The organism is Ruegeria sp. K5 (assembly GCF_056531805.1).
In genome coordinates this window covers 153,347-172,555 of sequence record NZ_JBQFML010000004.1, presented here as the reverse complement: position 1 = coordinate 172,555, position 19,209 = coordinate 153,347, and the positions used below count along the sequence as shown (strand labels likewise).

General features: G+C 57.5%; 18 protein-coding genes. 16 read left to right on the top strand and 2 right to left on the bottom strand.

Annotation, left to right across the window (positions count from 1 at the left end; genetic code table 11):
* Both ACR0MO_RS13445 and ACR0MO_RS13440 read left to right on the top strand, forming a co-directional pair.
* Positions 1-705, top strand: coding sequence for a CoA transferase subunit A (locus ACR0MO_RS13445; RefSeq protein ID WP_480891716.1), 705 nt, complete (start codon positions 1-3; stop codon positions 703-705).
* Positions 705-1,331 carry a CoA transferase subunit B gene (locus ACR0MO_RS13440; protein WP_480891714.1) on the top strand — a complete coding sequence of 209 codons (627 nt, stop codon included), beginning with the start codon at positions 705-707 and terminating at the stop codon, positions 1,329-1,331. Before ACR0MO_RS13445 ends, ACR0MO_RS13440 begins: the two co-directional genes overlap by 1 nt.
* Positions 1,332-1,372: 41 nt before the next feature.
* Here ACR0MO_RS13440 and ACR0MO_RS13435 read toward each other — a convergent pair whose 3' ends face one another.
* Positions 1,373-2,239: a lytic transglycosylase domain-containing protein gene (locus ACR0MO_RS13435; protein ID WP_480781470.1), complete on the bottom strand. Its 867-nt coding sequence runs from the start codon at positions 2,237-2,239 to the stop codon at positions 1,373-1,375.
* 353 nt (positions 2,240-2,592) lie between these two features.
* Here ACR0MO_RS13435 and ACR0MO_RS13430 point away from each other — a divergent pair, with 353 nt between their 5' ends.
* From ACR0MO_RS13430 to pdeM, 14 genes are all read left to right on the top strand, one after another.
* Complete coding sequence (locus tag ACR0MO_RS13430) at positions 2,593-2,823, top strand: hypothetical protein (RefSeq protein WP_170454251.1); 231 nt, start codon at positions 2,593-2,595, stop codon at positions 2,821-2,823.
* Positions 2,824-3,710: 887 nt separating this feature from the next.
* Complete coding sequence (gene cpaB, locus ACR0MO_RS13425; RefSeq protein ID WP_170454253.1) at positions 3,711-4,589, top strand: Flp pilus assembly protein CpaB; 879 nt, start codon at positions 3,711-3,713, stop codon at positions 4,587-4,589.
* A gap of 193 nt (positions 4,590-4,782) precedes the next feature.
* Positions 4,783-6,156, top strand: a complete 1,374-nt coding sequence (locus ACR0MO_RS13420) for a type II and III secretion system protein family protein (protein ID WP_170454255.1) — start codon at positions 4,783-4,785, stop codon at positions 6,154-6,156.
* A gap of 16 nt (positions 6,157-6,172) precedes the next feature.
* Complete coding sequence (locus tag ACR0MO_RS13415) at positions 6,173-6,805, top strand: OmpA family protein (RefSeq protein WP_170520576.1); 633 nt, start codon at positions 6,173-6,175, stop codon at positions 6,803-6,805.
* Between the two features lie 200 nt (positions 6,806-7,005).
* Positions 7,006-8,241, top strand: a complete 1,236-nt coding sequence (locus ACR0MO_RS13410) for a CpaE/TadZ family protein (protein ID WP_480891711.1) — start codon at positions 7,006-7,008, stop codon at positions 8,239-8,241.
* 24 nt (positions 8,242-8,265) lie between these two features.
* On the top strand, positions 8,266-9,702 hold the full coding sequence (locus ACR0MO_RS13405; RefSeq protein WP_480891708.1) for a TadA family conjugal transfer-associated ATPase: 1,437 nt from the start codon (positions 8,266-8,268) through the stop codon (positions 9,700-9,702).
* 11 nt (positions 9,703-9,713) lie between these two features.
* Complete coding sequence (locus tag ACR0MO_RS13400) at positions 9,714-10,682, top strand: type II secretion system F family protein (RefSeq protein ID WP_170454263.1); 969 nt, start codon at positions 9,714-9,716, stop codon at positions 10,680-10,682.
* A 10-nt stretch (positions 10,683-10,692) separates the two neighbouring features.
* Complete coding sequence (locus ACR0MO_RS13395; protein WP_170454265.1) at positions 10,693-11,667, top strand: type II secretion system F family protein; 975 nt, start codon at positions 10,693-10,695, stop codon at positions 11,665-11,667.
* A gap of 10 nt (positions 11,668-11,677) precedes the next feature.
* Positions 11,678-12,259 (top strand): tetratricopeptide repeat protein, encoded by a 582-nt coding sequence (locus ACR0MO_RS13390; protein ID WP_170454267.1) that lies wholly within the window; start codon positions 11,678-11,680, stop codon positions 12,257-12,259.
* Positions 12,260-12,288: 29 nt separating this feature from the next.
* Complete coding sequence (locus ACR0MO_RS13385; RefSeq protein ID WP_170454269.1) at positions 12,289-13,143, top strand: tetratricopeptide repeat protein; 855 nt, start codon at positions 12,289-12,291, stop codon at positions 13,141-13,143.
* Complete coding sequence (locus ACR0MO_RS13380; RefSeq protein ID WP_480580237.1) at positions 13,144-13,689, top strand: prepilin peptidase; 546 nt, start codon at positions 13,144-13,146, stop codon at positions 13,687-13,689.
* A 117-nt stretch (positions 13,690-13,806) separates the two neighbouring features.
* Entirely contained in the window at positions 13,807-15,114 is a 1,308-nt protein-coding gene (locus ACR0MO_RS13375) for an ATPase (RefSeq protein WP_480891706.1), read from the top strand.
* A gap of 40 nt (positions 15,115-15,154) precedes the next feature.
* On the top strand, positions 15,155-17,566 hold the full coding sequence (locus ACR0MO_RS13370) for a ligase-associated DNA damage response DEXH box helicase (protein WP_480891703.1): 2,412 nt from the start codon (positions 15,155-15,157) through the stop codon (positions 17,564-17,566).
* 41 nt (positions 17,567-17,607) lie between these two features.
* Positions 17,608-18,270, top strand: coding sequence for a ligase-associated DNA damage response endonuclease PdeM (pdeM, locus tag ACR0MO_RS13365; protein WP_170736883.1), 663 nt, complete (start codon positions 17,608-17,610; stop codon positions 18,268-18,270).
* A 2-nt stretch (positions 18,271-18,272) separates the two neighbouring features.
* Here pdeM and ACR0MO_RS13360 read toward each other — a convergent pair whose 3' ends face one another.
* On the bottom strand, positions 18,273-19,016 hold the full coding sequence (locus tag ACR0MO_RS13360; RefSeq protein WP_170520564.1) for a LytTR family DNA-binding domain-containing protein: 744 nt from the start codon (positions 19,014-19,016) through the stop codon (positions 18,273-18,275).
* Between the last annotated feature and the right edge of the window lie 193 nt (positions 19,017-19,209).

Here is a 19,209-nt window from a genome sequence, read left to right as displayed (position 1 = left end):
ATGAAGAAAATCTATGCCAATGCCTCTGAGGCACTCGACGGAGTGCTGTCGGACGGCATGCTGATTGCGGCTGGCGGGTTCGGCCTGTGCGGTATTCCCGAACTGCTGCTGGACGCGATCAAACAATCCGGCGTGCAAAACCTGACTTTCGCGTCCAACAACGCGGGCGTCGACGATTTCGGCATCGGTATTCTGCTGCAGACCAAGCAGGTCAAAAAGATGATCAGCTCGTATGTCGGTGAGAACGCGGAATTCATGCGTCAATATCTGAGCGGCGAGCTGGAGTTGGAGTTCAACCCGCAAGGCACTTTGGCTGAACGGATGCGGGCTGGCGGCGCGGGCATCCCCGGGTTCTACACCAAGACCGGCGTCGGCACCGTGATCGCCGACGGCAAAGAGCACAAAGACTTCAGCGGCGAAACCTACATCATGGAAGAAGGCATTTTTGCCGATCTGGCCATTGTGAAGGCGTGGAAAGCGGATGACACCGGCAATCTGATTTTCCGCAAGACCGCTCGTAACTTCAACGTCCCTGCTGCGACCTGCGGCAAGATCTGTGTGGCCGAGGTGGAAGAGATCGTGCCGCGCGGCTCGTTGGACCCTGACCAGATCCACCTGCCCGGCATCTATGTGCATCGCATCATTCAGGGCGATCATGAAAAGCGCATCGAACAGCGCACCACCCGCAAGAAGGAGGACGCATAATGCCCTGGGACCGCAATCAGATGGCCGCCCGCGCGGCGCAAGAGCTTGAAGACGGCATGTATGTGAACCTCGGCATCGGCATTCCGACGCTGGTGGCGAACTTTGTGGGCGACAAGGACATCACCCTGCAATCCGAGAACGGTATGCTGGGCATGGGCCCTTTCCCCGTTGAGGGGGAAGAGGATCCCGACCTGATCAACGCAGGCAAGCAAACGATCACTGAATTGTCCCGTACCTCGTATTTCGACAGCGCCACGTCCTTTGCGATGATCCGGGGCGGCAAGATTGCTGCGGCGGTACTGGGCGCGATGGAGGTCGACGAAGAAGGCGATCTGGCCAACTGGATGATCCCCGGCGTGCTGGTCAAGGGCATGGGCGGCGCAATGGATCTGGTGGCCGGTGTGGGCCGTGTGATCGTTGTGATGGATCACACCAACAAACACGGCAAATCCAAGCTGCTGAAAAAATGCACCCTGCCGCTGACCGGCAAGAAAGTGGTGGACCGCATCATCACCAATCTGGGCGTTCTGGATGTGGTCGAGGGCGGTCTGAAGATCATCGAATTGGCCGAGGGCGTGACCGAAGACGAGATCCGCGCCGCAACCGAAGCGCAATTGGTCAACTGAACCTGACCAAAAAGAAAGCCCGCCATCCAAGGCGGGCTATTCTATCTGCTGGTTTGAAACACGCACCCGTCCGAGATCAGATCGGGCGGTGTGGTGCACAAAGCCCGCGCGATCTGAAACGCCGCCAGAACTTTGGGCACATAGTCCCGCGTTTCCGCATAGGGCGGCACTCCGCTGTGTTTGCGCACTGCGCCCTCGCCCGCATTATAGCCAGCCAGAACAAGAATCGGGTCGTTCCCGAACTCTTCCATCAGCCAGTTCAGGTATTTCACCCCCCCGGAAATGTTCTGTCCGGGCTCGAAGCTGTCGCTGACGCCGAACCGAGCCGCCGTTGCGGGCATCAACTGCATCAATCCCTGCGCACCTGCGGAGCTTACGGCATCGGCGCGCCCGGCGGATTCGACGGCGATCACGGCTAGAACCAAAGCAGGCGAAACATTGGTCCCGACGGTCGAGCGCAGAATCTCGATCCCCTGCTCTTGCGCGATGTTCTGCAATGTCTGCAAACGGGGGGACCTGACGCTGGTCGCGGCCAGCGCGTTGATCGCATCATCCAGACGCCCTGCCCCAGCCTGCGCCATCTCGGGCGATACGCGATCCCAGAACGCCTTATAGGACCCTTTGGGATTGCTTTTGACGCCTGCGTCAGGCGCGGTGGCGGGCGGAACCTTGGCGCGTTTGATGATTTCTGGCACCACAAGCTCGGTGCCGGTGCTGGGCGCAGAGGGCCGTGCTGCGTGTTCTTCAGGTGAAATCTGCACGGTCACGCGCCGACGCTCGCCCGGCTGTGGTGCCTTGATCCTTTTGTATACGCCACGGGGTTCGGGCTCGGTCGCGACCGCGGGCGCAACACCAGATGCCAGAAACACCAGTGCACCGGCGCATGTAAGTGCGTCCCGGAGATTCATTTGCCTGCCTCATGTTCTCTTTTTAGGTGATTTGAACCTCAAAACGTCCCGCAAGGCCAGAAAAACAAAGTGAATTGGGGCAATTTCGCCTCATTTGGCGCAATTTTGCACCGCCCACCCCTGTATCACATCGATTGTTTGTATTTTTATTCGTTGGTTTTCAATGCCTTACGAAAATCGTATCTAAAAAGTTAAGGTTGACGAAAAAAAATATGCGTTTGGCCCAATTCCTGCCACGCGCAACGGGCAAACATAGATGCATACCGAGACGGACTGGAGCGGACTGAGAGAGAAAGCTCTGAAACACGCCAAGGTTTAACAGACTTATTTTGATCCTTTAGGAGGGACGTAACATGATCAAGTTCTTCAAGAACTTCCGCAAAGACGAAGACGGCGCAGTAACAGTTGACTGGGTTGTTCTGACCGCAGCAGTCATCGGCCTGGCAGCCGTTGCATACAACCAGATCGAAGGCGGCGCGACCGGCCTGGCGACTGACGTGAACACCGCTCTGAACGCAGCGACCATCTCGACCGGCGACAACACCGGCGCAGAAGGCGGTATCACCGTCGCCGGCGGAAACTAAGCCAGCGCTTCGCATAAAACACAAACCGCGCCAGTTTGGCGCGGTTTTTTCGTTTGGGACATAAACATCAAAAACTGCATGCCGGGCTTTACACACATGAGTCTCTTTCTCTGACCGCCCAGAGTGAAATATCCGGCAATCCTTGGACTAAGGCGTGAAATTCAATCTTTGGCCGCATTTCCGCCACTGACATCACGCTAAAATGAACCCAGAAAACTTGCACCCGGAAATAGGGCTATTGGGCTCTCGGGAACTGAGAGGGCGGAGAGGAAACATGCTTAGGTTCGTTAACCGATTTTCGAGAGAAGAAGAAGGTGCCATCACCGTTGATTGGGTTGTGTTGACCGCCATGATCATTGGGCTGGGCTCGGCATTGTTTTTCGCTATCTCCACTGCGACGGACGACTTCGGCGGAAATGTGAACACAGCCCTAACAAGCGCAACCATTAGCACTGGTGACAACGACAATGCCGGCGGTATCACCGTTGCTGGCACCGCTGGCGGAGGCTCAGGGTCCGGATCATCTGGTGGTAGCTCCAGCGGAGGGTCTTCTTCAGGCAGCAGTTCCAGCGGAGGATCGTCTTCAGGTGGCGGAACAGTGGGTGGCGACGGCTAAGGCCAGACGCAACTTCCCAAAAAAATGAACGTGTTGATACGACCGTTGTTAGCGTGGCTTTGACGGTCGTTTTTTGCGCACCCCGCCAAACGAAGTTGCGCCCTCTCTTCCTCCTAGGTTCGGCTGCAATCCTGTAGACGAATAGTAAGAATCCACGCTTACTGGCAATTTTGTCCCACATTTCGACACAATTGCCGTTTAGGAATAATGCTGTTCAAAAGTCGCGCTACTGTCGCTAACTTTTTGACCGACGAAATTATGAGGTGCATACATGCGAGCGGTATTCGGACTTGTTCTGATTGTCGGGGTGGCTTTGGCCGGGGGCGCGGTTTACATGGCGCGCAACTATATTGCCGAGTACCAGAATGAACTCGCCCGCCAGAAGCAGGCAGCGGCCGAAGCGCTGGCGAATGCTCAGGTCGAAGTTGTTCCAACGGTGACGGTATACGTTTCGAATCGACCTCTGAAATATGGTGAGCGCCTGACACAAGAAGATGTGCGTGCCGTCGACTGGCCCGAAAACGCGATCCCGGAAGGCACGTTCACTGAAATTGCGGCCCTGTTCCCGGAGACCGGCCCGCAAGAGCGCTTTATTCTGAGAACCATGGAGAAAGACGAGGCCATTCTGGCCGTTAAGGTCACTGAACCTGGTGAGAAGGCCGGGCTGACGTCTCGCCTTGAAAAAGGAATGCGCGCTTTTGCCATCAGCGTTGATGTGGCATCCGGCGTTTCGGGTTTTCTGCGCCCTGGCGACAACGTGGACATTTACTGGACCGGCTCCAGCGGTACGACCGAAGGGAACACCGGCGGGATCACGCGCTTGATTCAGACGAGCATTCAGCTTGTTGCCGTGGACCAAAGCACAGGTTCAGATGTGACAGGGACAACGATTGCACGAACTGTCACCGTTGCAGCCACACCGGAACAGGTCGCTGCATTGGCTCAGGCACAAAACACGGGCCGGCTTTCTCTTGCCCTTGTAGGGGTTAGCGATGAATCGGTTGCAACTGCGATCGAAGTCGACCAGCGAAAGCTCTTGGGCATCGAAGAGACGGCGCCTGCACCAGAAGTCGCCAAGGAACAGATTTGCACCACGCGCATCCGCCGTGGCGGCGATACGTTCGAAACCCAGATCCCCTGCACAAACTGACGTCAATTCAGAGCGTTACAGGTTATGAGCCGCGCCATTCGCGCGGCTCATTTTTTTGTTATTGTTGCCTATTGTCCACATAAACAAAATTCCAGAAACCATTGATTATTGCAATAAATTCGGAATTCGCGCAGTCTTTTGAACCATAGGGCATAAGACCCAAAAACGAGGCGTGATCGGAGAGGCAGGTCACATGACAATACGTTCCTGGATCAGCGCAACCCTGCTGGGGTTGACGCTTGTTGTGGGCCCGGTCGGCGATGCCGCCTGGGCTGAAACCCTTCGCGTGGTCAAAAAGGGCACAGTGGAAACACTGGAAGTTCCAATGAACCGCGCGATCGTTGTTGAAAGCGAGCAACCTTTTGCAGAACTCAGCATTGCCAACGCGGGCATTGCTGATATTTCGTCGCTTTCCGATCGTACAATCTATGTTTTGGGTAAAGCACCCGGTCTGACGACGCTGACGCTGTTTGACGGCGCCGGTATGCTGTTGGCCAACGTTCGGGTCCGGGTTGCCCCGGATGTGACCGAGTTCAAAGAGCGTTTGCGTCAGATCCTGCCCGCCGAACCGATTGAGGTTCGCACAGCGAATGACGGCATCGTTCTGTCCGGTACGGTTTCAAGCGCAGCCAAACTGGCCCGTGCACTGGAACTGGCGGAACGTTATGCGCCTGAGCGCGTTTCGAACCTGATGTCTGTTGGCGGCGTCCAGCAGGTCATGTTGAAAGTACGGTTTGCGGAAATGAACCGCTCTGTCGCGAAAGAGCTCTCTTCAACGCTTTCTATCGCAACCGATGACTTTGTTGGCGGTTTCAACCCGCAAAACCTCGTGCCGCCTGTCACTGTTGAAAACGGTGTGCTGCTGTTTGGCTTCGGGGTCGGGTCGGCGCAGGTCAATCTGCTGTTGCAAGCCTTGGAAACCAAGGGCCTTGTCCGCAACCTTGCTGAGCCGAATCTGTCAGCTCTGTCCGGTCAGGAAGCGTCCTTCCTTGCGGGCGGCGAGGTTCCAATCCCGGTTCCCCAGGACGATGGTGTCGTGGCCATCGAATTCAAACCCTTCGGTGTCGAAATGCTGTTCACGCCACGGGTTGTGGACGGCGATCTGATTAATCTTGAAATGGGCACGTCGGTATCTAGCATCGACACCAGCTCAAGCTTCACGATTAACGGGGACAACGTTCCCAGCTTTATCGTGCGTCAAGCAAAGACCACCGTGGAACTGCGCGACGGTGAGAGCTTTGCCATCGCCGGGCTTCTTCAGGACAACTTTGTCGATCAAGCCAGCCAAGTTCCCTGGCTGGGCGATGTTCCCGTCCTTGGTGCCCTGTTCCGCAGCGCCGATTTTCAGCGGGATCAGAGCGAACTCGTTATCATCGTCACCGCACATCTGGTGTCACCGATACGTGGCGAGGCTCTTGCTCTGCCAACCGACCGTGTCAAGCCACCCAGTGAGTTCGACCTGTTTATTAACGGTAAGACAGCACGCACGACCCGCGCAGGTGTAGGTGCCGCTTCTGAAGTCGCCAAACAGGATTTCGGCAGCTCATACGGCTACGTCCTGGATTGATGAGGAGGATAGACCAATGAACAAGTGGATCATCACACTGGGTCTTACGGTCGCCGTCTCGGCCTGTACTCGTGAGGCCGGTTACGAAGCCGACCAAGGGGCCTTTGGCAACGCGACGCTTAACAACGTTCAGGTTATGAATGGTGAACTGTCTTATGCTGAGATCCTGAGCCGTCGCTTTGCGGCTGATGTGCCCAGCCAGATCAACTTTGCCTTCGACAGTTCGCAACTGGATGCATCCGCCCAAAGCATTTTGTTGCAGCAGGCAGACTGGATAAAACAATTCCCCGAGGCACGGTTCCGGGTCTATGGGCACACAGATGCCGTCGGTTCGAACAGCTACAACCAGAGCCTGGGTTTGCGCCGAGCGCAGGCAGCGGTGAATTTCCTGGTCCAACAGGGTATTTCCCGGTCCAGACTGGAAGCCGTCGTATCCTTCGGTAAAACCCAGCCCCTGGTTGCTACTTCGAATCGCGACCGCCGCAATCGTCGCACAGTGACCGAAGTGTCAGGCTTTGTGGACGGTGGCCCGCAGACGCTGGACGGAAAATACGCCCAGGTCATTTACCGCGAATACGTCGAAAGCGCGACGCGACCGAGTTACATTGAAGATTCTTCCAATGTAGCCGACTCGGGGAGCGGTGGATAATACGACAGAAATGGGCGACATCGTCGCCCATTTCCCTACAATTGGTTCTTTTGCGCCAAATTCTCGCCCAACTTCACAGCGACATTGTCAACAATTGGGTGACCTGCGGCCTGAATTGACCGCATAGGGGCGACAGCAAATCAACCGGCACGATATCCGTCCGCAAGAGAAGCTGGCCTCTCTCAACGAGGATATTGTTTATGACCAGCGCGACGCCGCAAGATGACAACACCGGTATCTTGGCTTGCACGATCAGCCGGGATGTCCAGAACTTCGACCTGCTCATCGAAGACATGGAAGCCGCGCTGGGCGAACGATGGGGTGATCTGGGCTTTGCCGAAGCGCTGGCCTTTTTCAGCCAGCCCGAAGCCGAATCACTGCAGTTTGTTGCGCTGGCCATCGATGGCGAGGATGAGGATAACCTGTCTTTGATGGGCGAGATCATCACCCAGGCAAAAGACAAAAAAATCAAAGTGGTCTTGATCGCCGAGGACGTCACACCTGCTGCCCTTCACCAATTGCTGCGCAAGGGCGCGGACGAGTTTGTCCCCTACCCTCTGCCCGAAGGCGAATTGCAGGAAGCTATTGAACGCCTGAACCAACCCGACCCGGTTGCCGTTGCGCAGGCGGCCGCGGTGCCGCTGGCGGGCGGAGATGCCAAGGAAGGTGCCCTGTTCGTTGTGCATGGTCTGGCCGGTGGTGTCGGATCAACCACAATGGCGGTGAACCTTGCGTGGGAGCTTGCCTGTGTTTCCGACAAGGACGCACCGACTGTTTGCCTGATCGATCTGGATCTTCAATACGGCACCGTTTCCACATATCTGGATCTGCCGCGCCGCGAAACCGTGTTCGAAATGCTGTCGGACACAGCCAATATGGATGATGAGGTCTTCTCGCAAGCGCTTCAAAGTTATGAAGAAAAGCTGCAGGTGTTGACAGCGCCCTCTGACATGGTCCCGCTAGACCTGATCACGCCGGAAGACATTCAGCGCGTCATCGACATGGCGCGCAAGCATTTTGACTATGTGATCGTGGACATGCCCAAGACGCTGGTTCTGTGGTCTGAAACCGTTTTGCAGGCGGCGCATGTTTATTTTGCCATGATCGAGCTGGACATGCGGTCGGCCCAGAACGCGCTGCGCCTGAAACGCGCATTGCAGGCTGAAGAACTGCCCTTCAACAAGCTGCGCTTCGCCCTGAATCGTGCACCCAAATTCACCGACCTGAATGGAAAAGGCCGGGTCAAACGTATGGGCGAAAGCCTTGGGATTTCGATCGATCTGCAATTGCCGGATGGTGGCAAACCCGTGATGCAAAGCGGAGATCACGGACTGCCCTTGGCAAGTTCCGCCGCAAAGAACCCATTGCGCCGCGAATTCGCAAAACTTGCGAAATCACTTCACAGCCTGGGCAGCAGCAGCGCCGAGGCCGCGTAAAACCATCCCAAGGGGGGATAAGCCGTGTTTTCAAGATACAAGAAACAGCCCGAAGCGCAGCCAGTACAAGCGCCGTCGAAAGCGCCTGAAGCGGCCGCACCGGCAGCGGCCCCTACCCCAAACGCCGTGGCCCGCAAACCACTGCAAAAGAAAGCGGCCGAGGCGATGGGTTCGGACCGCGACCGCAAACGCAAAGAGCGTCTGGGCGAGATTAAGATCGAACTGCATCGCGAACTGCTGGAAAATCTGAACCTCGCAGCGTTGGAGAACGCAGGTGAAGCGGAACTGCGCGCGGAAATCAGCGCAATCGCCAGCGAAGTGCTGGAAGCCAAGAACATTGTTCTGAACCGCGACGACCGAACCCAGCTGAACAAAGAGCTTTATGACGAAGTCACCGGACTTGGCCCGCTGGAAACGCTGCTGCAGGATGACACGGTCAACGATATTCTGGTCAATGGTCCGCAGCAGATCTTTGTGGAACGCGCCGGTAAGCTGGAACTCAGCGACATCACGTTCAAGGATGAAAAGCACCTGATGCGGATCATCGACAAGATCGTCTCCGCGGTGGGTCGTCGTGTCGATGAATCAAACCCTTACGTTGACGCCCGTCTGGCCGATGGCTCGCGTTTCAACGCGATGGTGCCGCCGATTGCCGTCGACGGCTCGCTGGTTTCCATTCGTAAGTTCAAGAAAGACAAGCTTGGCATCGACGATCTGGTCAATTTCGGCGCGTTTACCGAAGAAATGGCCGCCTATCTACAGGCTGCGGTATCGACCCGTCTGAACATCATCGTCTCGGGCGGTACGGGTTCCGGTAAAACGACCACCCTGAACGCACTGTCCAGCTTTATCGATGATGCCGAACGCATCCTGACCATCGAGGATACGGCGGAACTTCAGCTGCAACAGACCCATGTGGGCCGCATGGAAAGCCGCCCGCCCAACGTCGAAGGCAAGGGTGAGGTCAGCCCGCGCGACTGCTTGAAAAACGCTCTGCGTATGCGCCCCGACCGCATCATCGTGGGCGAGACGCGTGGCGCCGAGGTGATCGACATGCTGCAGGCGATGAACACCGGCCACGACGGATCGATGACCACGATCCACGCCAACTCGGCCCGCGATGGTATCTCGCGTCTGGAAAACATGATCGCGATGGCAGGGATCGAAATGCCGATCAAGGCCGTACGCAGCCAGATCTCATCCGCTGTGAACCTGATCGTGCAAGCCAGCCGTCTTCAGGACGGTTCGCGTCGCATGACTTCGATCACCGAAATCACGGGGATGGAAGGCGACGTGATCTCGATGCAGGAAATCTTTAGATTTCAACGTGTTGGCCTGACACCCGACAACAAAATCATCGGGCATTTCACCGCTACGGGTGTGCGCAGCCACTATTCCGAACGCTTCCGTCTGTGGGGCTTTGATCTACCGGCGTCGATCTACGACCCAACCACAATGTAGGAGAAACTTACATGCAAGTGCCTATGGAGGCGATCATCTATGTCGCCATCTTTGTGGGGGTTCTCGCCTTGGTCGAAGGCATCTATCTTGTCGCCTTTGGCAAGTCGATCAGCCTGAACAGCCGGGTCAACCGTCGCCTCGACATGTTGGAAAAAGGCGCCGGGCGCGAGCAGGTGCTGGAACAGCTGCGCAAGGAAATGCAACAGCATATGAAATCGCAGAGCATCCCTCTGTATTCATTGCTGGCAGACAAGGCGCAGAAGGCGGCAATTGCGTTCTCGCCCCGCCAACTGATCATGATCATGTGCCTCGTGTCGGTTGTGGCATTCATGGGGCTGAGCATCGGAACCGCCACTGAGATGGTTCTGCGCGTCGCCATCTCGATCGCGATTGGCGTTGGTGGCGTCTACGCCTGGGTCAACCACAAGGCCAAAAAGCGCATGGGAATGATCGAAGAGCAATTGCCTGACGCTGTTGAACTGATGGTACGCTCGCTGCGGGTTGGTAACCCGTTTGTATCGACTATTCAGGTGGTTGCGAACGAAGTGCAGGACCCGCTGGGCACCGAATTTGGTGTCATCGCGGATGAATGCGCCTATGGTCGCGACGTGGGTGAAGCGCTGAAGGATATGGCCGAACGTCTGGATATGCAGGACTTGCGGTTCCTTGCGGTTGCCGTGGGTATCCAACAGCAATCCGGTGGCAACCTTGCTGAGATTTTGGCAGGCTTGGCCCAAGTCATTCGCGCCCGGTTCCGCCTATTCCGCCGCGTCAAGGCGATCACGGCCGAAGCGCAATGGTCCGGTAAATTCCTGTCCGGCTTCCCAATCTTCTGTCTGGTTTTCGTTTTGGTAAAAGATCCCGGATACTACGACGAGGTTCTGGACCACCAGTGGTTCATCCCGGCCTGTTTCATCGTTGGTATCATGCTGACGCTGAACCTGATCGTCATGAAGATCATCACAAACATCAAGGTCTGAGGGCGATCCCATGGAGTTTCTGACAAAAATCAATGATTTGCTTACGGAGAACTTGGGAGAGTTTGGCCCTCTGATCGTGGTTGGAATTCTTGGCCTTGTCCTGATCGGTGTTGCTGTCTCGCTGATGATGAGCCAGCCCGAGGATCCGCTCAAAAAGCTTCAGCGCGCCAATGCGGCACCAAAGGCAACCAAGAAGGACAAGAAAGACAAGCTGCGGCACGGCAGCCAGAATGAGCAGCTTGAGAAATTCGCAACTTTCCTTGAGCCGAAGGACCAGGAAGAATACTCGGCCGTCCAGCTGAAACTGAGACAAGCAGGTTATCAGTCCAAGGACGCGGTTCGGTTTTTCCACTTTGCGCAGTTCGCCCTAGGGATCATTGGTATTGTTCTGGGCGTTCTGTTGATAACCGTGTTTTCCGGTGACCAGGAATTCACCACTCAGCAAATGGTCATCCGGGTGCTGTTGCCGGGCGGCGTGGGATACATGATCCCGAAATACTGGATCACGCGCCGGGTCGCCGAACGGCAAGAGGCAATCACGTCCGGGTTTCCTGATACACTCGACCTTATGCTGGTCTGTGTCGAAGCAGGGCAGTCCCTTGATCAGGCCATCGTGCGCGTCGCAAGTGAAATGAAATCCTCCTACCCCGACATCGCTCAGGAATTTGAGGTCGTCGCCTATGAGATGAAGGCCGGTAAGGACAAGGACACCGTTCTGCGGGACTTTGGAACCCGTTGCGGTGTGCAGGATGTCAGTTCATTTGTGACCGTGATGATCCAATCGGCAACATTTGGTACATCGATTGCCGAAGCTCTGCGGGTTTATGCCGGTGAAATGCGTGACAAACGGGTCATGCGGGCAGAAGAAGCCGCAAACAAGTTGCCTACGAAAATGACTCTGGTCACAATGATGCTGACGGTGCCGCCGCTGTTGATCATTCTGGTCGGCCCCTCGGCAAACGTGATTTCGAGCTTCGGTCGCTGATGGATCGCTTATGAAAACAAAACTCAGGTGTGTCCTGTCCCGGCTACGCCGATTGCTTCAAGCCACTGTGGTTATCGCCACGGTGGCTTCTTGCACCGAAGGCGGTCTGTCCAATGGGCTGGATGCGCCGGGCGTCGATCCCAAAGGCAAGTCGGTCGACCACATCACCGTTGGCAACCGGTTGATGGCAGCGGGTGAATACGAACTTGCGTTGGAAAGCTTTACCCGCGCCGCATTGGATCAGGGGATGACCCCGGAGGTCCTGACCTCGATGGGAACCGCCAATGTTGGGCTGCGTCGATTGGGTCAGGCGGAACCCCTGCTGCGGCAGGCGGTCGAGGATGATACGGACTGGCCCATCGCCTGGAATAATCTGGGTGTTCTGCTGATGGAATTGCAGGAATACCCCGAAGCCGCTCAGGTCTTTCAACGGGCCTTTGCGCTGGACAATGGCGAAAGTGACGCAATTCGCGACAATCTGCGCTTAGCACTCGCAAAAATGGAAAATCCTGTTAATAATACCCCCCAAGAACAAGAATATACGCTGGAGCAGCTTGGCGACGGGCAATTTACGCTACGCAAAATCCAGTAATCGAGGCAAGAGCAGTAAAGGACGCAAAAATGCGCCACCAATTCTTGATTCCATCCCTCATTCTCAGTGGGCTCATTCTAGCCGCTTGCGAAAAGGAAACCGCCGAAGAAAAGGTTGAACGCACGTTTCAGGAAGTGAACGTCATCGACGAAACCAACCTGAACGATGTTCTGCTGAACGCGGCGGACCCGAATGAGGCGGTGACCTATTTCCACAACGCAGCCAGCAAAAGCCCCAACCGGATCGACCTTCAACGCGGTCTGGCCATTTCACTTGGGCGCGCCAAACGCACGACCGAAGCGGTATCGGCCTGGAAACGCGTGACGACAATGAAAGGGGCCAACAGCTCGGACAAGGTCGAGTACGCGGATGCTCTGGTCAGAAATGGCGATTGGGCGCAGGCCAAATCGGTTCTGGACACGGTTCCGCCAACCTATGAGACGTTCAAACGTTACCGGCTCGAGGCGGTCGTGGCCGATTCCAGAAAAGAATGGAAACGCGCAGACCATTTCTATGAAACTGCGGTTGGCCTGACCACGCGCCCGGGCAGCGTGATGAACAACTGGGGGTTCTCAAAACTCTCACGCGGGCAATACGCCGAGGCAGAGCGTTTGTTCACCGATGCAATCCGGCAGGACAGTTCGCTGTTTACCGCAAAGAACAATCTGGTTCTGGCCCGCTCTGCACAGGGAAATTACAGCCTGCCGGTTGTTCCCATGTCACAGATCGAACGGGCGCGCCTGCTGAACACCATGGGGATCTCGGCTGTGAAACAGGGCGACGTAACCACAGCCAAGAACCTGTTCCGCGAGGCGATCTCGACCCATCCGCAGCATTTCGACGAAGCCGTCCGTTCGCTGCGTGCGCTTGAGGAATCCACCTAAATGGACATCCCTGTTCGGGCGGCGGTGTGGTTTCTGCCGTTCATTCTGCCGATCTGTTTCTACGTCGCCTTCACCGATATGCGTGAGATGCGGATCAAGAACCACGCCGTTGTGGCTTTGGCGCTGGTCTATGTGGTTGTCGGGCTGATCGCCCTGCCCCCGTGGTCGACCAGCACACTCAGCGGAAAGCTGGGGCCATTCCCCGTCGCCTTTCCGCCTTATGTCTGGCAATTGCTGCATCTTCCCGTGATCCTGATCGCCGGTATGGTCCTGAATGCCATCGGCGCTGTCGGCGCGGGTGATGCCAAGTTTCTGGCGGCGGCTGCACCGTTTGTCTGGGTTCAGGACTTGGGTGTCGTGCTTGCGATTTTGATGGCAACCGTTTTGGGTGCCGTAGTCACGCATCGGCTGGCCCGCCACACCCGCTTGCGCGCAATCGCGCCGCATTGGGAAAGCTGGGACCGGGGCAAAAAGTTCCCGATGGGCCTTGCCCTTGCCGGAGCTTTGGCGATGTATTTGATTCTGGGCACTGTTTACGGTTCGTAAACTATCATCACCGCGCCATGTCGCTGCCTTGGTCCCGCCATAAAGCTGGGCCAGATTTCCCACAAGTCGCCCGTTTGCGGGCATTTGTGTGATTTTTTGGATGGACGAGCGTCGCTCATGAATATGCAAGCTTCCTCTGTTATGGCCCCTCCTGCCCCCAAAGGTTTGGGGGAGATGCAGCTCCCGCTGGTGATGATGCGGGACATTCTGCTGAAAACGATCTTCCGTAAGAACGCCAGCACTGTGTCCGAAGTTGCCGAGGCGGTCTGCCTGCCCGGTTCGGTCACGCAGGAACTGATCGACATCGCGCGCGAACAGAAACTGATCGAAGCGACAGGCACCCTGAACGCCAATAGCGGCAATGAAATGGGCTATCAGCTGACCGATGCAGGCAAGGCCCGCGCATTGGACGCGCTTAGCCAGTCTGAATATTTTGGCGCGATGCCGGTGCCGCTGGACGTTTATCGCCAGCAGGTCAAGCGCCAGTCGATCCGCAACATTCAGGTCACGCGTGAGCAATTGGTCGGTGCCATGGGCCATCTGGTCCTGCCCGATAGCCTGTTGGACCATCTTGGTCCGGCGGTCAGTGCGGGCCGCTCGATCCTGATGTATGGCCCTCCGGGCAATGGTAAATCCTCGATTTCGAACGGTATCCGCGATGCTTTGGGCGACAATGTTTATGTGCCCTATGCCATCGAATATGCCGGTCAGGTAATCACCGTCTATGACCCGATCGTGCACACCGCGATCGAGCAGGAAGCCGACGACCCCAACAGCCTGCGCCGCCGCAAGCGGTTCGACTCGCGCTATGTGCAATGCGAACGCCCCACCGTTGTGACGGGTGGTGAACTGTCGCTGTCCATGCTGGATCTGGTCTACAACCCCACCGCGCGGACCTATCAGGCCCCGTTGCAGTTGAAATCGACCGGCGGCATCTTCATCGTGGACGACCTTGGCCGTCAGGCGGAGCCGCCGCAGGCGCTGGTCAACCGCTGGATTGTTCCGCTGGAAGAGAACAAGGATATTCTGGGCTTGCAATCGGGTGAAAAGTTCGAGGTGCCGTTTGACACGTTGGTCATCTTCTCGACCAACTTCCACCCGAACGAGATTTTCGACCAAGCCGCCCTGCGCCGGATCTTTTTCAAGATCAAAATCGACGGCCCGAACCAGGAGAACTTCCTGAAAATCTTTGCCATGGTGGCCCGCAAACGCGGCATGCCGCTGGATGAGGCCGCTCTGGTCCACTTGCTGAAGGTCAAATACCCGACCATCGACAATATCTATGCGAACTATCAGCCGATCTTCCTGATCGATCAGATGATCTCGATCTGCGAATTCGAGGGCATCCCTTATCAGATGAGCCCAGACCTGATCGACCGCGCCTGGGCCAACATGTTCGTCAAGGACGAGAAAATCGTCAAATAACGCCGTGCCATTCCGGCACGAGGGCGGTTAATCTGCGCCTATGACGCAGATTCCCGCCCGGATCACCGATTGGTTTTCGGCCAAAGGCTGGTCCATCCACCCCCATCAGCAAGACATGTTCGACCGGGCGCGTGATCCGGCGACGCTGCTGATCGCCCCCACCGGGGGCGGCAAGACAATGGCCGGGTTTCTGCCGTCTCTGGCTGAACTGGCCGAGGGCGCACATAGCGGGTTACACACGATCTATGTCTCACCGCTGAAAGCCTTGGCGGCGGATATCAAACGCAATCTTCGCACGCCGGTGGATGAGATTGGCCTGCCCATCCGCATCGAAGATCGAACCGGCGATACATCCGCGACGCAAAAGAAACGTCAGCGCGCTGACCCGCCCCATATTCTGCTGACAACACCTGAAAGCCTTGCCCTGCTGACCTCTTATGAGGACGCCCCGCGCATGTTTGATGGGGTGCAGAGGGTGATCGTGGATGAAATCCATGCCCTTGCCGAAAGCAAACGTGGGGATCAGTTGATGCTGGCGCTGGCACGGTTGCAAACCCTCTGCCCCGATCTGCGCCGCGTCGGCCTGTCGGCGACGGTCGAAGACCCCGAAGGGATCGCCCGCTTTCTGGCGCGGCACCCGGACCCTTGCCGGATCATACAGGCCGACCCCGGCCCTGACCCCGACATCGCGATGCTGGCAACCGAAGAAATGCCCCCGTGGTCGGGTGGCGGCGCGGCGTATGCGATCCCGGCAGTGCTGGAGCAGGTCCGGCAGCACAAGACCACGCTGATCTTTCACAATACCCGCGCGCAGGCCGAGATTTTCTTTCACAATCTGTGGCTTGCAAATGACGAAGGCCTGCCCATCGGCATCCATCACGGCAGTCTGGACCGTCAGCAGCGTGAACGGGTCGAGGCCGCCATGGTGCGTGGTGATCTGCGGGCCATCGTCTGCACCGGCTCTTTGGATCTGGGCATCGACTGGGGGGATGTCGATCTGGTCATCCAGATCGGTGCGCCCAAGAACGTCAAGCGATTGGTGCAGCGGATCGGGCGGGCGAACCACCGCTACAACGCGCCGTCCAAGGCCCTTTTGGTGCCTGCCAACCGGTTCGAAGTGGTGGAATGCGTCGCCGCGTTAGAGGCTGCAAAAGCGCATGAACTGGATGGCGAGCCACGCGGCGCAGGCCCCCGCGATGTGCTCTGCCAGCATATCCTGATTGCTGCGGCGGCGGGGCCGTTCGAGGCTGACGCACTGTTCACGGAAATGACCTCAGCCGGGCCATTTGCCGATCTGACCCGTCCGGAATTCGACGCATGTCTGGAGTTCTGCGCAACCGGTGGCTATGCCCTGCGCGCCTATGACCGCTGGCAGCGGCTGCTGCAGCGTCCCGATGGGCTGTGGCAGTTGCGCGACCCCCGTGCCGCCGCGCGCATCCGCATGAACCTTGGGACCATACAGGACACCGACACCCTGAAGGTGCGCCTGAAACGCAACCGGGGTGGCAAGCCACTGGGCGAGGTCGAGGAAGGCTTTGCCGCCTCGCTCACACCCGGAGATACCTTCCTGATCGGCGGCCAGATCGTGCGCTATGAAGGACTGCGCGAGATGGTGGTCGAGGTCAGCCGCCGGGCCGACAAAAAGCCCAAGATCGCCACTTTTATGGGGACGAAATTTGCCACCTCGACCCAGCTGAGCGATCGTATCCTGCGCATGTTCGCCCAACCCGACTGGCCGCAACTGCCCCGCCACACCGCCGACTGGCTGGCCTTGCAACGGGACATGTCCCGCCTGCCCCAGCGCGACCGCCTGCTGATCGAAAGCTTCCCCAGCGACGGGCGCGAGCATCTGTGCGTCTACGGCTTTGCCGGGCGCAATGCGCAGCAAACGCTCGGCCTGTTGTTGACCAAACGGATGGAGGAGACGGGTCTGGCCCCCCTTGGCTTTGTCGCCACGGATTATGCCACCCTGATCTGGGGTCTGGACGCGGTCACGGACCCCAGCCCGCTGTTCCGTCTGGACGCGCTGCGGCAGGGGTTGGACACGTGGCTGGCGGGAAATGCCGTCATGAAACGGACCTTCCGCGCCTCGGCCACAATAGCTGGTCTGATCGAGCGCAACACGGGCGGGCAACGCAAAAGCGGGCGGCAGGCGACGTTTTCATCGGACATCCTGTATGACACGCTGCTGAAATACGACCCGGACCACCTGTTGATGCAAATCACCCGCGAAGAAGCCATGCGCGGTCTGGTCGATTTTGGCCGGATCGAAGCGATGATCGCGCGTATCGGCGACCGGATTGATCTGATGCGCCTTGATCGGGTTTCACCGCTGGCCGCACCGCTGTTTCTGGAAGTCGGCAAAATTCCGGTCAAAGGCGCGGCCGAGGAACGCTTGCTGGCAGAGGAAAGCGCCCGTCTGCTGGAAGCCGCCGGGCTGGACAATCTGTAAAATACCTTGCGCGCAACGCTGAAACATATAATGAACTTACCATGAACAAATTGGGATTTTCCTTTTGCGGTGCGGATCTTTTTGCCCTGCCCTCCGGCGCGCTCTGGTGGCCGGGGCAGAGCATGCTCTGTGTCTCGGACCTGCATCTGGGCAAGTCCGAAAGGATGGCGCGGCGCAGTGGATTGACCCTTCCGCCTTATGACAGCCGTGAAACGCTGGATCGGTTGTCGGCGGACCTTGACCGGACAGGGGTTGAGGTCGTGGTTTGTCTGGGCGACAGCTTTGACGATCTGGACGCTTCCAGCGCTTTGGCAGCGGATGAAAAGCTGCGAATAGCGGCGCTGCAAGCTGGTCGACGTTGGATTTGGATCGAAGGCAATCACGATCCGGGACCGATCGAGCTGGGCGGCGCACATCTGTCTGAATGGACCTGCGGGCCGCTTGTCTTTCGCCACATCGCACAACCCGACGCAACAGGCGAGGTTTCAGGGCATTTTCACCCCAAAGCGCGTTTGACGCTCAAGGGCAGGTCGATTTCCCGGCCTGCCTTCCTGCTGGACCACGCCCGGCTGATCCTGCCAGCCTACGGCACCTATACCGGCGGGCTGCGCAGCACAGACGATGTTCTGACGACGCTAATGGGACCTCAGGCCAAGGCCATTCTGACCGGCCCAACCCCTCAGATGGTGCCGATGCCACGTTAGGCTCAGATCAGCCCGTCCTCTTCCAGCATGGGCTTGTACTTGCGGCTGACGGGCACGAGATCGCCATTGACCAGTCGCAGGAAGGTTTTGCCCTCGGCCTTCTCGACACCCATGATCGACGCGTCCGTAACCCAATGCGAGCGATGCGAGCAATGGCCCGGTACAGGCTCCATTTCATCGATGGCGTCTGTCAGTCGGGACCGAATTGTGAACGTCCCCTCAGAGGTGACGACATCCACGTTGTGGTCCTTCACGGTCAGGCGGAAAATCTTGCCTTCGAACCCGGCGGGCAACCGTCGGACCAGTCGCGGCTGGACAGGTTTTTCTTCGACCTCCCGCGTATGCAGATCACCGCGGCGGACCAGCACAAGACCTGCGGCGAACAGGATGCCGTAGACGGCGACCGCATGCGCCTCGGGCGCCATCTTGCCGATACAGGTGAAACACACCCAGGCCAGCAACCACAACATCGGCGTCAGCAAAGCCAGCATCACGGTGGCAAAAGCAAGATCACGCCACGGCAGTTTGACCAGCACCAATTTGTCACGCAGCAGTTTCCGGGCAGTCCATGTCGCGCTGAGCGCGATGATCATCACACCGACCCAGAACACAAGGCGCAGACCGAACGGCAATTCCCCGTCCATGAAGGGCGGAAACACATAAGCCAGCAATGGTAGAAAAACGAGCGCCGCGACGATGCGCTGAGGGCTTAGAACAGTTCTGATCTCACTGACTTCGATATTCATACGTATTCCGAGCGCAATTTCCCGCGTCACACAAACACTTGCCCGGAAAACTGCGGTCTTACTTAGTAACCACTTGGAATATCGGACATATCACGAAATCGAATACAAGCAAACCCATTCAAAGAAATGCCCTGCCCCCGGATATAGGGGACAGGGCATCTTGAATATTCCGGGTTATGGCACAGGGTGCACC